This window comes from Pseudomonas sp. TE3895, assembly GCF_056278855.1.
On the sequence record NZ_JBWBQE010000001.1, the window covers coordinates 2,696,731 to 2,709,522 of the forward strand.

Annotated in this window: 13 protein-coding genes; 12 read left to right on the plus strand and 1 reads right to left on the minus strand. The window is 61.7% G+C overall.

What is annotated here, in order from left to right; genetic code table 11:
* Positions 1 to 73 precede the first annotated feature (73 nt).
* The 6 genes from pvdP (at position 74) to ACZ889_RS12230 (ending at position 5,137) form a co-directional block, all read left to right on the plus strand.
* Positions 74 to 1,699 (plus strand): pyoverdine maturation tyrosinase PvdP, encoded by a 1,626-nt coding sequence (pvdP, locus tag ACZ889_RS12205; RefSeq protein WP_047604117.1) that lies wholly within the window; start codon positions 74 to 76, stop codon positions 1,697 to 1,699.
* A gap of 121 nt (positions 1,700 to 1,820) precedes the next feature.
* A complete protein-coding gene (locus tag ACZ889_RS12210; protein ID WP_003254241.1) occupies positions 1,821 to 2,297 on the plus strand; it encodes a sigma-70 family RNA polymerase sigma factor in 477 nt (158 codons plus the stop codon).
* Positions 2,298 to 2,465: 168 nt separating this feature from the next.
* A complete protein-coding gene (locus tag ACZ889_RS12215; protein WP_012051716.1) occupies positions 2,466 to 2,945 on the plus strand; it encodes a hypothetical protein in 480 nt (159 codons plus the stop codon).
* A gap of 72 nt (positions 2,946 to 3,017) precedes the next feature.
* A complete protein-coding gene (locus ACZ889_RS12220) occupies positions 3,018 to 4,343 on the plus strand; it encodes an MFS transporter (protein ID WP_047604115.1) in 1,326 nt (441 codons plus the stop codon).
* 94 nt (positions 4,344 to 4,437) lie between these two features.
* Positions 4,438 to 4,734: a type II toxin-antitoxin system MqsR family toxin gene (locus ACZ889_RS12225; protein WP_019750831.1), complete on the plus strand. Its 297-nt coding sequence runs from the start codon at positions 4,438 to 4,440 to the stop codon at positions 4,732 to 4,734.
* 1 nt (position 4,735) lies between these two features.
* The gene (locus ACZ889_RS12230) at positions 4,736 to 5,137 is read left to right on the plus strand and encodes a type II TA system antitoxin MqsA family protein (RefSeq protein ID WP_029380550.1); all 402 of its coding nucleotides are present in this window, start codon (positions 4,736 to 4,738) and stop codon (positions 5,135 to 5,137) included.
* A 71-nt stretch (positions 5,138 to 5,208) separates the two neighbouring features.
* Here ACZ889_RS12230 and ACZ889_RS12235 read toward each other — a convergent pair whose 3' ends face one another.
* Positions 5,209 to 6,891 carry an electron transfer flavoprotein-ubiquinone oxidoreductase gene (locus ACZ889_RS12235; RefSeq protein ID WP_012051718.1) on the minus strand — a complete coding sequence of 561 codons (1,683 nt, stop codon included), beginning with the start codon at positions 6,889 to 6,891 and terminating at the stop codon, positions 5,209 to 5,211.
* Positions 6,892 to 7,426: 535 nt separating this feature from the next.
* Between ACZ889_RS12235 and ACZ889_RS12240 the strand changes: the two genes are divergently transcribed.
* The 6 genes from ACZ889_RS12240 to ACZ889_RS12265 all read left to right on the plus strand — a co-directional run bounded on the left by ACZ889_RS12240 (position 7,427) and on the right by ACZ889_RS12265 (position 12,789).
* Entirely contained in the window at positions 7,427 to 8,176 is a 750-nt protein-coding gene (locus ACZ889_RS12240; RefSeq protein WP_003254232.1) for an electron transfer flavoprotein subunit beta/FixA family protein, read from the plus strand.
* Positions 8,177 to 9,106 carry an electron transfer flavoprotein subunit alpha/FixB family protein gene (locus tag ACZ889_RS12245; protein WP_070096583.1) on the plus strand — a complete coding sequence of 310 codons (930 nt, stop codon included), beginning with the start codon at positions 8,177 to 8,179 and terminating at the stop codon, positions 9,104 to 9,106.
* 75 nt (positions 9,107 to 9,181) lie between these two features.
* Entirely contained in the window at positions 9,182 to 10,003 is an 822-nt protein-coding gene (locus tag ACZ889_RS12250; protein WP_476257404.1) for a substrate-binding periplasmic protein, read from the plus strand.
* A gap of 9 nt (positions 10,004 to 10,012) precedes the next feature.
* Positions 10,013 to 10,366, plus strand: a complete 354-nt coding sequence (locus ACZ889_RS12255; protein WP_003254227.1) for a DUF4398 domain-containing protein — start codon at positions 10,013 to 10,015, stop codon at positions 10,364 to 10,366.
* The gene (locus ACZ889_RS12260; protein ID WP_003254225.1) at positions 10,363 to 11,175 is read left to right on the plus strand and encodes an OmpA family protein; all 813 of its coding nucleotides are present in this window, start codon (positions 10,363 to 10,365) and stop codon (positions 11,173 to 11,175) included. Before ACZ889_RS12255 ends, ACZ889_RS12260 begins: the two co-directional genes overlap by 4 nt.
* A 171-nt stretch (positions 11,176 to 11,346) precedes the next feature.
* Positions 11,347 to 12,789 (plus strand): aminotransferase-like domain-containing protein, encoded by a 1,443-nt coding sequence (locus ACZ889_RS12265; RefSeq protein WP_003254223.1) that lies wholly within the window; start codon positions 11,347 to 11,349, stop codon positions 12,787 to 12,789.
* Positions 12,790 to 12,792 lie beyond the last annotated feature (3 nt).

Consider the following 12,792-nt stretch of genomic DNA (forward strand, 5'->3'; position numbering starts at 1 on the left):
TCAGTGCAGGTACAACGTTCTAGCCTTGGACGGGCCGTGCTCCATGGCCGCAATGAAGGCGCAGGTAGTTGCAATGACGATTTCTCGACGCGGGTTCATCGCTGCTGTGGCATTGACGGGCGTAGCGGTACCCGGAGCGCTGTATATACAGCGCCAGCGGGATGCCGAGGCGTTTCCGGAAACGCCTGGCGAGGCTGTTGTCGAGTTGGCCGATACCCGCCTGCAGCAGCTGGGCGACATCCTGCGGGGCATCTGGCGCTGGACTGCACATGGCAAGGATGCCCAACTGCTGGGTTTGCCCGACGGGGAGCTGGAATTGTTTCTGGATGTCGCCAGCAATGGCCGGGGGCTGCGAGGTTACCTGGACACCGCCGAACGCCTGCGCAGTGAGCAGGAACCCCGTTATCGGGTCATGGGTGACTTGCTGACGGACAAGCCCGGGATGTTGCGCTGGCGGCTGTTTTCAACCGAGCCCGGTGCAGGGCAGGCGCGCTATGAATGCCATGTGGTGCTCGATGAGGTCTGGGGCGCCTATGGCAATGCCGGGCCGGCAACGCTCAATGGTCGTATCTCGGCCCTGGACCGCGCCCTGTCTCTGCCTGTTCTGGACAATGGCTTCCTGGCCTTGAAGCGGCCTTTCCCGGAGGCTCGCGAACGTACGCCGCTGTCGCCACAGCTGCTGGCTTGGCTCATTTCGCCGGAGCATCGGCTGTTCCACCAGCTATGGCACGCATCGCGGGACAAGTGGCACAAGCTGGAAGAGGACAAGCAATCCGCCCTGCGTGGCTTGGGCTGGCAACCCGGGCCGCGTGGCCAGGAGCGTGATGCGCGTGGCCGGCACAAGGATCGCAACGGTTCCGGAGAGGACTTCCTGTTCATGCACCGGCACATGCTCGGCAGTGCCAGGGCCCTGCAGGACCTGCCTTCGTGGACGCGGTTCCCGCTGCCTCAGCCGGAGCTTGAGCGTGACCGCATCGGTTTTGCCCGTTACTTCGACAACCACGACGGCAATGCCTTGCCACCGACCTGGCTGGCCCATGACGACCAGGAGTACACCCAGTGGGTACGCGACATCAAAAGCCCGGATACCTTCCACGGCAACTTTCAGGTCTGGGAGTCGCGCTACAGTGATCCGGAATATCTGAGCAAGCTGACCTTGGGGCAGTTCGGCTCAGAACTGGAGCTGGGCCTGCATGACTGGTTGCACATGCGTTGGGCGGCGGTGCCGCGCGACCCGTCCAACGGTATGCCGGTGCCTGCTGCACGTACCCCGGGTGATTTCGCTGAGCGCTGGTTCGAAGCACGCAACGATTTTCTCGGCGACCCGTTCTCGTCACATGTAAACCCGGTGTTCTGGCATTTTCATGGCTGGATCGACGACCGAGTCGACGATTGGTTCCGAGCCCATGAGCGGGTCCACCCGGGTGAGATCCGCCGCTTGCAGGTGAACGGCGTGCCCTGGTTCGCACCCGGGCGTTGGGTGGCGGTGGCTGACCCGTGGCTGGGTCCCGATACCCATGGCTGTTCGACGGTGCCGGGCTTGCGGCCCGGTCGAAGCGTCGAAATGGACCCGGAAACCATGAAGCTGGCGTTGCGCATCATTTATGGCAACGAAGACCTCTTTGCCCGGCTGCAACCACGGGTGCCGCAGCGCCCCTGGTATGCCCGCAATCTCAAGGTTGTACGGGCGTCGGGTTGACGGTAAGCACAGCGCAGGTGTGCGTTGCTGAGAATCATTATATTTTGTAAGATCGCACGCTGATATCACTCAGTTCTGCATCTGCCCCAGCGTGGGTGTGCAGACGATTCCAGGTGTGTTTGTGGAACGTTACTATCGTGAGTTGGTGAGTTTCCTGTCCGCGCGCTTGGGTAACCGTCAGGCGGCAGAGGATGTTGCCCACGATGCCTACCTGCGGGTACTGGAGCGAACGGACAACGGGCAGATCGAGCATCCGCGCGCATTCCTGTACCGTATCGCCCTGAACCTGGTGATCGACCGTCATCGTCGCCATCTGGTGCGTCAGGCCGAACCGCTTGAGATACTCGACAGTGATGAGGGCGGGCATGTGCCGGCGCTGGCGCAGGAACTGCAGCTCAACCAACGCCTGGCCCTCATGCAGCGGGCGCTTGACGAACTGACCGGCCCCTGCCGCGAATGCTTCCTGCTGCGCAAGATCGAAGGCCTTTCACATCTGCAGATCGCCGAGCGGCTGGGCATCTCCCGCAGCCTGGTGGAAAAGCACATCGTCAATGCCATGAAGCACTGCCGGGTGCGCATGCGGCAATGGGAATCCTGATTGCCAGGTTAAAGGCAAATGCAAATTCCGTCAGTCAATCACTTGATTTATGCGGCTTTCCCGACTTCTATCAAAGAAGACCGTTGCCGGGCATGGCCTTGGCATTAGCCGTTACCGGCGCAGTAGGGTCATGGAGCGTGCCCATTACCCAATGGCCTAGGTCCGACCATGGTAAACAAGACCCTGCGCATTCTCATCGCCGATACACACCCGTGCCAGCGCCTGCAGCTGGAGCGGTTGCTCAATGGTTTGGGCTATTACCGGATAGCCCCAGTGGCCAGCTTCGAGGAGCTGCAGCGCCTGGTGCAGTGCGCCTTGCAGCCCTTTCACCTGTTGCTGGGCAATATCGAGCTGGCCAGCCATTGTGGCGTCGATCTAGAGCGCTTCTGCCGTGTCAGCACACAGATCCAGCATGCCCTGCTTTACCATTCGAGCCAGTTGAAAGTGCCAGCAGTGCCGCAGGCCGAGCGCCAGGCGGTCAGCCTGAGCCTGCCTCAGGCGCCCGATAACGAGGCGCTGGAGACGTTCATGGCAATCATCGACGCACCGATGGTGGTCGGCAGGCTACCGCTGCCGGGCACCCTGCCGGCCAGTACAGCGCGGCCACGGCCGCGAGCCAACTTCGCGCATACGGTGTTCAACCGCTAGCGGTGCCGCCGGCGGGGCAATCGGGCAGCTATTTGATATGCTCTTGCCCTTTGCCGATCTGCGGACCCTGCCATGACTGCCATCGATACCGCTCGCCCGCCCCGGTTCAGCCGCGGCGACCATCGGACCCTGGGCCTGGCGGCGCTGGGTGGCGCGCTGGAAATCTACGACTTCATCATTTTCGTGTTCTTCGCGCTGACCCTCAGCCAGCTGTTCTTCCCGCCCGAGATGCCCGAATGGCTGCGCTTGCTGCAAAGCTTCGGAATCTTCGTCACCGGCTATCTGGCGCGGCCGCTGGGCGGCATCCTGATGGCGCACTTCGCCGACCACCTGGGGCGCAAGCGGGTATTCAGCCTGAGCATCCTGATGATGGCCCTGCCGTGTCTGCTGATCGGGGTGATGCCGACCTATGCCGACATCGGCTATGCCGCCCCGCTGATCCTGTTGGCCTTGCGCATCCTCCAGGGGGCTGCCGTAGGCGGTGAAGTGCCAAGCGCCTGGACGTTCGTTGCCGAGCACGCGCCCAACGGGCGGCGCGGTTATGCCCTGGGCTTTCTGCAGGCCGGGCTGACTTTCGGCTACCTGCTGGGGGCGCTGACCGCCACCTTGCTGGCGCAACTGTTCACCCCGCAGGAAATCCTCGATTACGCCTGGCGCTACCCGTTCCTGTTGGGTGGGGTGTTCGGTGTGGTGGGTGTGTGGCTGCGCCGCTGGCTCAGTGAAACACCGGTGTTCCTCGCCCTGCGCGCGCGCCAGGAGCAACCTGTGAGTTTTCCGCTGCGGCGAGTGCTGGGTGAACACCGCCGGGCATTGATCCCTGCCGCGTTGCTGACCTGTGTGCTGACCTCGGCGGTGGTGGTGCTGGTGGTGATCACGCCGACGGTGATGCAGCAGCGCTTCGGCATGACTGCCGGGCATACCTTCGCCCTCAGCAGTGTGGGCATCGTCTTCCTCAACATGGGCTGCGTGCTGGCCGGGCTGCTGGTCGACCGTGTGGGTGCCTGGCGCGCGCTGATGCTGTATAGCCTGTTGCTGCCGCTGGGTATTGGCGCGTTGTACGCCAGCCTGGTGGGGCAGTGGGGCATGACCTGGCTGGCCTATGCGCTGGCGGGGTTGAGCTGTGGCGTGGTGGGGGTGGTGCCCTCGGTGATGGTGGGGCTGTTCCCGGCGCAGATCCGCGTATCGGGCATTTCCTTCACCTACAACGTGGCCTACGCACTGTGGGCTAGTACCACGCCGTTGGCACTGATTGCGCTGATGCCGTGGAGCCCATGGGTGTGTGTCGGGTTTTGTCTGATCATGGGCGCGGTGGGGCTGCTGACGGCCCTGTATTTCGGGCGTCGTGAGCCTTTGGTGTTTGCGGCTGAGCCGATGCCGGTCATGTGTGGCGACAAATGATCGGGTAACGCGCATGGGGCATTGAGTCATCCTTCCGGGCGGGGGTTATTGGAATAACCTATTGGCCAAATTTAACCTGGAAGGTTAATTTCTCATGGAAAAGAGAACGCCTCACTGCCCTTTGCATCGGCTGCAAGTGCTATTGAGCCAAGGGAAGGTACGTACCACCCAGGCGGCGACCCTGGGAGCGCGGTCGCTTGGGCTAGGTCCCTATGACATGTTGGATGTTGTCCGCGGGCTATCGCCAGGTGACTTCCATAAAAGTATGACGAGCTACAACGATCATCGTATTTGGCAGGATGTCTATCGGGCGCAAACCGCCGTAGGCAGGGTTTACCTCAAGCTGACGGTGGTCGACGATCTGCTCATCCTATCTTTCAAGGAGCTTTGAAATGAAATGTCCCCTATGTGGAGGAGCGGAGTTGGTTGCGCAGTCGCGAGACATGCCGTATCGCTACAAAGGTGAGGCGACCGTCATCCCGGACATCTTTGGTGACTACTGCCCGACGTGTGGCGAGGCGGTACTGGGCATGGACGAGGCCCAGCGTATGAGTGATCTGATGACGGCGTTTGAGCGCAAGGTCAATGCAGCCGTTGTCGATCCCGGCTTCATTGCTGCCATGCGCAGAAAGTTCGACCTCGACCAGCGTGAAGCAGGGGAAATCTTCGGTGGTGGGGTCAATGCGTTCTCCCGTTATGAAAACGGCAAGACCACCCCGCCAGTGGCGTTGGTGAAACTGCTCAAGCTGCTGGATCGCCATCCAGAACTCTTTGAGGAAGTGCGTACTGCCTGATAATGGCAGCCAACAAAAAGCCCCCGGCTCATGAGAACCGGGGGCTTTTTGTTGCCGCAAGGGCAGGGGCCTTACATGTTCGGGTAGTTCGGCCCGCCAGCGCCTTCAGGGGTGACCCAGGTGATGTTCTGGGCCGGGTCCTTGATGTCGCAGGTCTTGCAGTGCACGCAGTTCTGCGCGTTGATCTGGAAACGCTTGTTGCCGTCTTCCTGGGTGACCACTTCGTACACGCCGGCCGGGCAGTAGCGCTGGGCTGGCTCGTCGTACAGCGGCAGGTTGCTGGCGATCGGTACGCTCGGATCGGTCAGCTTCAGGTGGCAGGGTTGTTCCTCTTCGTGGTTGGTGCTGGAGAGGAATACCGAGCTGAGCTTGTCGAAGCTGAGCTTGCCGTCCGGTTTCGGGTAGTCGATCTTTTTCGAGTCGGCGGCCAGCTTGAGGCAGGCATAGTCCGGCTTGGTGTCGTGCAGGGTGAACGGCAGCTTGCCACCGAACCAGTTCTGGTCGACATAGTTGAACGCCGCGCCCAGCAGCGGGCCGAACTTGTGCATGGCCGGGCCGAAGTTGCGGCTGGCGAACAGTTCTTCGTACAGCCAGCTCGCCTTGAAGGCGCTGACATAGCTGTTCAACTGATCACCGCCTTCGCTACCGGCGATCAATGCGTCGGCCACTGCTTCGGCAGCAAGCATGCCGGACTTCATCGCGGTGTGGCTGCCCTTGATCTTGGCCACGTTCATGGTGCCCAGGTCGCAACCGATCAGCGCGCCACCCTCGAAGACCATTTTCGGCAGCGAGTTGATGCCGCCCTTGGCCAAGGCGCGGGCGCCGTAGCTGATGCGCTTGCCGCCTTCGAGGTACTGGCTGATCACCGGGTGGTGCTTGAGGCGCTGGAATTCGTCGAACGGCGACAGGTAGGGGTTGGCGTAGGACAGGTCGACGATCAGGCCGACCACCACTTGGTTGTTTTCCAGGTGATAAAGGAACGAGCCACCGGTGTTTTCCTTGGCCACCACGTCCAGCGGCCAGCCGGCGGTGTGTACCACCAGGCCCTGTTCGTGCTTGGCCGGGTCGATTTCCCAGATTTCCTTCAGGCCGATGCCGTAGTGCTGGACGTCGGACTCGCTGTCGAGGTTGAAGCGTTTGATCAGTTGCTTGCCAATATGGCCCCGGCAGCCTTCGGCGAACAGGGTGTACTTGGCGCGCAGCTCCATGCCCGGGGTGTACAGGCCGTCCTTGGGGTTGCCTTCACGGTCGACACCGAGGTCGCCGGTAACGATGCCGCGGACCACGCCGTTGTCGTCGAACAGCGCTTCCTGGGCGGCGAAGCCCGGGTAGATCTCTACACCGAGGTTTTCGGCCTGCTGCGCCAGCCAGCGGCACAGGTTGCCCAGCGAGATGATGTAGTTGCCATGGTTGTGCATGGTCTTGGGCACGAACAGGTCAGGCACCTTGGTCGCGCTGCCGGCATCCTTGAGCACGTAGATGTCGTCGCGCTTCACTTCGGTGTTCAGCGGTGCGCCGAGCGCTTTCCAGTCGGGGAACAGCTCGTTCAGGGCGCGGGGCTCGAACACTGCGCCAGAGAGGATGTGGGCGCCGACTTCAGAGCCTTTCTCCACCACGCAGACGCTGATTTCGCTACCGGCTTCGGCGGCCTTCTGCTTCAGGCGGCAGGCGGCGGACAGGCCCGCCGGGCCGGCGCCGACGATGACCACGTCGAATTCCATGTATTCGCGTTCCACTGGTTCTCTCCTACTCATCAAGGCTCGTGCTGTTGCTTTGTCTTATGGGTGCGGGGCATTCGCAGCGGTTCTACGCAACGGCGGAACTGTAGCTGGGCAAATGACGGACTACACCGTTTTGTCTTGGCCGCGCATTATATCTACACCACTTGGCGGGTCCAATACAAACGTTTGTTTGAATTTGCCGCAGGCCAGTAAAATCACAGGAACGCGGCTGGAGGGTGACCGATTTGCCGTATTGACCGGAATGGGTGTTACGGTCAAGATACGAGCGGTTTTACGTTCGCCGTAGGCTTGCAGCCGGGCGCAGGTACACCTCTAAAGACCAGGTGTGGAGCAGGGTTTTGCGGGCTTAGGCCAGTTTGTAGTGGAGTTTACACGCCACGACAGGAAATGACCCGTGAGGATTTGTCGCAAGAGTCCGAACAAGACTGTTTGGTCACTGTGAAGTTGCTGCCTCCCGATACGTTTTTAGAGGTGCCCTTGTACCCACGCGCATCGCTGGGCTCTGCCCCAGGCGACTATCTATTCACCGGAGAGTAACGAGGAATCCATGAAGGTTCTTGTAGCTGTCAAACGAGTGGTCGACTACAACGTCAAGGTTCGCGTCAAAGCGGACAACTCCGGCGTCGACCTTGCTAACGTCAAGATGTCCATGAACCCCTTCTGCGAAATCGCCGTCGAAGAAGCCGTGCGCCTGAAGGAAAAAGGCGTTGCGACCGAGATCGTCGTCGTTTCCGTCGGCCCGACCACTGCCCAGGAGCAACTGCGTACCGCCCTGGCCCTGGGTGCCGACCGTGCCATCCTGGTAGAAGCCGCTGACGAACTGAACTCCCTGGCCGTGGCCAAGGCGCTGAAGGCCGTTGTCGACAAGGAGCAGCCGCAGCTGGTCATCCTCGGCAAACAGGCCATCGACAGTGACAACAACCAGACCGGCCAGATGCTGGCCGCGCTGACTGGCTTCGCCCAGGGCACCTTCGCTTCCAAGGTCGAAGTCGCTGGCGACAAGCTGAATGTCACCCGTGAAATCGATGGCGGCCTGCAGACCGTTGCGCTGAACCTGCCCGCGATCGTCACCACCGACCTGCGCCTGAACGAGCCACGCTACGCGTCGCTGCCGAACATCATGAAGGCCAAGAAGAAGCCGCTGGAGACTGTTACTCCAGACGCACTGGGCGTTTCCCTCGCCTCCACCAACAAGACCGTGAAGGTTGAAGCCCCGGCTGCCCGCAGCGCGGGCATCAAGGTCAAATCGGTGGCCGAACTGGTCGAGAAGCTGAAGAACGAAGCGAAGGTAATCTAAATGACTATCCTGGTTGTCGCTGAATACGAGAACGGTGCCGTAGCCCCGGCCACCCTGAACACTGTCGCCGCAGCCGCCAAGATCGGTGGTGATGTGCACGTGCTGGTCGCAGGCCAGAACGTCGGTGGCGTTGCTGAAGCCGCTGCCAAAATCGCTGGCGTTGCCAAGGTGCTGGTGGCTGATAACGCCGCCTACGCCCACGTCCTGCCGGAAAACGTCGCGCCGCTGATCGTCGAGCTGGCCAAGGGTTACAGCCATGTGCTGGCCCCGGCTACCACCAACGGCAAGAACATCCTGCCACGTGTTGCCGCGCTGCTGGACGTGGACCAGATCTCCGAGATCATCTCGGTCGAGTCCGCCGACACCTTCAAGCGCCCGATCTATGCGGGTAACGCCATTGCTACCGTGCAATCGAGCGCGGCCATCAAGGTGATCACCGTGCGTACCACCGGCTTCGACGCCGTGGCCGCCGAAGGTGGTTCGGCTGCCGTCGAGGCTGTTGGCGCTGCGCACAACGCCGGTATTTCGGCTTTCGTTGGCGAAGAGCTGGCCAAGTCCGACCGCCCAGAGCTGACCGCTGCCAAAATCGTCGTTTCCGGCGGCCGTGGCATGGGCAACGGTGACAACTTCAAACACCTGTACAGCCTGGCCGACAAGCTCGGCGCTGCGGTTGGTGCTTCGCGCGCCGCAGTCGACGCAGGCTTCGTACCGAACGACATGCAGGTCGGCCAGACCGGCAAGATCGTTGCGCCACAGCTGTACATCGCCGTCGGTATCTCCGGCGCGATCCAGCACCTGGCCGGCATGAAAGACTCCAAAGTGATCGTGGCGATCAACAAGGATGAAGAAGCGCCGATCTTCCAGGTGGCTGATTACGGCCTGGTTGCTGACCTGTTCGAAGCGGTGCCGGAGCTGGAAAAGCTGGTCTGATCCGTCTGCTTCACTTATAAAGAACCCGGCCCTCGTTTTGAGGGTCGGGTTTTTTTATGGCTTGAGGGGTGAGGGATGACGTTGCGCGGAACGGGCAGGGTGCTGGCATGTGTGGCGCTGTTGGTGTCACCACTGGCCATGGCCGCAGGCAAGTGCGAGCGCCTGGTGGCGACCGGCAGCCCTGATGCGCCGCCCTATTCGTGGCAGGACCCGAAAGACCCGAAGCACCTGGTCGGCGCCAACGTTGACCTGTTGCGCCAGGTGGCGGAAGAGCTGGGTGTGAAGGTCGAGGTGCTGAGTGCCGGTCGCCGTGATCAGGCGCTGGAAGAGGTGCGCAGCGGGCGCATGGACCTGCTGCTCGACACCCCCATGCAGGTGGAGCAACTGACCGCGCTGGACTACATCCATCCGCCGTTGCAGCTCAATGAGTACCTGGTGTGGACCCGCCATGATGCAGCGGTGACCGTTGATGGCCCGGCCGACCTGGCCAGGTACCAGGGCAGTTTGTCCGAGCGTGCGCGCCTGACCCCGGCCTTTACTGCGTTCGCCAAGGCCCAGCTCAAGCTGGTGCCGGCGCAGAACCTGACCCAGGCGTTCCAGAAACTGGTACTCGGCCAGGTGGATTATGTGCTGGCTGGCCGTTACTCCGGTATGGCCATGGCCCAGAGCCTGGGTATGAGCAATGACCTGATAGCCCGCGGCTTGCCGGTGGACAGGCCGGGCCTGTACCTGGCGCTGTCGCACAACTCGGCGTGCAATGACAGCTGGTTGCGTGGGCAATTGGCAAAAAAACTGACAGAATTGCCGATCTCTGGTGCATCCGAAGCTGTGCTGCAACGTAATGTCGAGCGCTGGAAAGCGCAGTTGCACGTGCCTGCGGACGCCCCCAAACACTAGGAAGATTGCGTGAGAACCCAACCACTAATCCTCGCCCTGGCCGTGCTCGGCCTGGCTGGCTGCGCCAATGATCCGGCCCCTGACGAGCAGATGCGCATTTCCGAACAAGCGCTGGACCAGGCGAAGGCCGTCGGCGCCACTGAGCAGGTCGAAACGCTGAAACTGGCTGAAGACAAGCTGGCCCGCGCCAAGGCCAACATGCTTACCCAGGACTACCGCGATGCGCGCATGCGCGCCGAGCAGGCCGAGCTGGATGCGCGCCTGGCCGAGGCCCAGGTGCTGAACCAGAAGAGCGAAGAGCAGCTGCAGGTGCTGCAGTCGCGGGTCAAGCGCTTGCGCAAGCAACTGGAGGTGCAGCCATGATCCGTCGTACGCCTTTGGCTGCATTGGCATTGTTGGCGCTGACGGCAGGTTTGCAAGGTTGTGCCAGCCAGCGCAGCAGTGCCGCGCTGGATGAGGCCACCGTCGCCTTCCAGGGGGTCAAAGATGATTCCGATGTGCTGCGCAGCGCGCCGCGTGACGTGATTCGGGCGGGTGAATCGCTGGCTCGCGCCGAGCGCCTGTCCAGTTACATCGGCACCGGTTCTGATGTGCGGCATTATGCTTACCTCAGCCAGCGCTACAGCGAGATTGCCCGCGAGCATGCCAAGCTGGCGCTGAACCAGGAGCGCCAGGCCAAGCTCGACCTGGAGCGCCAGCGCCTGCAGTTGGCCTTGCGTGAGGCCAAGCTGGCCAGCGTGCAGCAGCAGGGCAAGTGGGTCGAGTCGCAGATTGCCGCGTTGGCTTCGGAGCAGACCGACCGTGGCTTGGTGATGACCTTGGGCGATGTGCTGTTCGATACCGGCAGTGCCGACCTGAAGAACTCGGCCAGCCGGACTGTGCTCAAGCTGGTGCAGTTCCTGCAGCTCAACCCGCGCCGGGTAGTGCGTATCGAGGGCTATACCGACAGTACTGGCGCGGGCGAGGAAAATCTCAAGCTGTCGCGCGACAGGGCGCAGTCCGTGGCCGACATGCTTGTGGACCTGGGCATCGATGAAAAGCGCCTGCAGGTCGAGGGCTATGGCGACCAGTACCCGATCGAGGCCAATGCTTCGGAGCGGGGCAGGGCGCAAAACCGACGAGTGGAGATCGTATTCTCCGATGACAAGGGTCGGCTCGCGCCAGCGCGCTGAGTCTTGTCGAAACGGGCCGCTTTGCGGCCCGTTTTATGTCGGTTTAATCGTTTCGATAGCGGTCACGCTGTTGTATTGTCGACTATGTTGCAATCTGTCCCAGTACACTTTGCAACTGTTACGGTATTCTCTACCGTCAGTGACCCGTACAAGAATAACGAGCATGTCGACATGACCAACCTGCTGCTGTACCAGCGTATCGCCCAGCAACTGGCCGATGATATCCGTCGCGGTGTCTACCAGCCAGGCGAGCGGGTACCTTCCGTGCGCAAGATGAGCGCCCAGCTCAACGTCAGCCATGCCACGGTGTTGCAGGCCTATGCCAATCTTGAGGACCAAGGGCTTATCCGGGCGCGGCCGCAGTCTGGCTATTACGTGCACCAGACCCCTGCCTTGACCGCGCAAACCCCGGACATCGCTCGGGTGGAGCGCCCGGGCCTGGTCACGCGCGCCAGCATCATCCAGCAGGTGCTGACTGAGGCGCGCCGCGATGGTGTGTTCCCGTTTGGCGCTGCTGTGCCGCATGTCGACTACCTGCCAGTGCGCGCCCTGCATCAGCAAATCGCCAAGGTGACGCGCTTCCATAGTCCGCGCGCCTTCAGCTACATGTTCAGCCCCGGTTTCGAGCCGCTGCGCCGACAGATCGCCATACGCATGCGCGATGCCGGCGTGCTGGTCGATCCGCGCGAAGTGATCGTGACCCATGGGTGTGTCGATGCCCTGCAGATGTCGCTGCGGGTGCTGACCCGCCCAGGTGACCTGATCGCCGCCGAGTCACCGACCTATTACGGCTTGCTGCAGCTGGCTGACCTGCTGGGTTTGAAAGTGATCGAAATCCCCAGTGACCCGTCCACCGGTATCAGCCTCGAAGCCTTGCAACTGGCGGCTAACCAATGGTCGATCAAGGCGCTGGTGCTCACTGCGCGCTTGAGCAACCCGCTGGGCGGCACCGTTCCCGAAGAGCGGCAAAAGCAATTGCTGCGCCTGGCCTCGGACTTCGATATCCAGATCATCGAGGATGACATCTACGGTGAGCTGATGTTCGAGCAGGGCAAGACCAAGGCGCTGAAGGCGTTCGACCGGCTGGACCGGGTAATCTACTGTTCGAGCTTCTCCAAGACCCTGTCCCCTGGCGTGCGGGTGGGCTGGATGATCGCCGGGCGTTACCAGGATGAGATTCAGCGCCTGCAGACGTTTACCACCCACTCGGCCTGTAGCGTGACGCAGATGGGCGTGGCAGCCTACCTGGAGAATGGCGGCTACGACCGGCATCTGCGCTACATACGCCAGGAATATCGCAAGAACCTCAGTGCCTATCAGCTGGCAGTGCAGCAGCACTTCCCCGAGGGTACCCAGATGACCCGGCCGACAGGCGGCTTCATTCTCTGGGTGAGCCTGCCTGGTCGGGTCAATACCCAAGAGCTGCATGTGCGCGCGCTGGAGCAGGGCATCAGCATTGCACCGGGACTGATATTCAGTAACACAGAGCAGTTTAACCACTGTGTCCGACTCAATTGCGGCATACCTTGGAATAAAGAGGCCGAGCGGGCGGTGATTACGCTCGGTTTGCTGGCGCAGCAGTTGTGCAGGGAGACTGCGGTTACGCTTTTGTAAGGC

Bases quoted from the DNA above. Each gene is read 5' to 3' on its own strand.
- pvdP (WP_047604117.1), top strand. From the start codon at position 74: ATGACGATTTCTCGACGCGGGTTCATCGCTGCTGTGGCATTGACGGGC.
- ACZ889_RS12215 (WP_012051716.1), top strand. From the start codon at position 2,466: ATGGTAAACAAGACCCTGCGCATTCTCATCGCCGATACACACCCGTGC.
- ACZ889_RS12220 (WP_047604115.1), top strand. From the start codon at position 3,018: ATGACTGCCATCGATACCGCTCGCCCGCCCCGGTTCAGCCGCGGCGAC.
- ACZ889_RS12225 (WP_019750831.1), top strand. From the start codon at position 4,438: ATGGAAAAGAGAACGCCTCACTGCCCTTTGCATCGGCTGCAAGTGCTA.
- ACZ889_RS12230 (WP_029380550.1), top strand. From the start codon at position 4,736: ATGAAATGTCCCCTATGTGGAGGAGCGGAGTTGGTTGCGCAGTCGCGA.
- ACZ889_RS12235 (WP_012051718.1), bottom strand. From the start codon at position 6,891: ATGAGTAGGAGAGAACCAGTGGAACGCGAATACATGGAATTCGACGTG.
- ACZ889_RS12240 (WP_003254232.1), top strand. From the start codon at position 7,427: ATGAAGGTTCTTGTAGCTGTCAAACGAGTGGTCGACTACAACGTCAAG.
- ACZ889_RS12245 (WP_070096583.1), top strand. From the start codon at position 8,177: ATGACTATCCTGGTTGTCGCTGAATACGAGAACGGTGCCGTAGCCCCG.
- ACZ889_RS12250 (WP_476257404.1), top strand. From the start codon at position 9,182: ATGACGTTGCGCGGAACGGGCAGGGTGCTGGCATGTGTGGCGCTGTTG.
- ACZ889_RS12260 (WP_003254225.1), top strand. From the start codon at position 10,363: ATGATCCGTCGTACGCCTTTGGCTGCATTGGCATTGTTGGCGCTGACG.
- ACZ889_RS12265 (WP_003254223.1), top strand. From the start codon at position 11,347: ATGACCAACCTGCTGCTGTACCAGCGTATCGCCCAGCAACTGGCCGAT.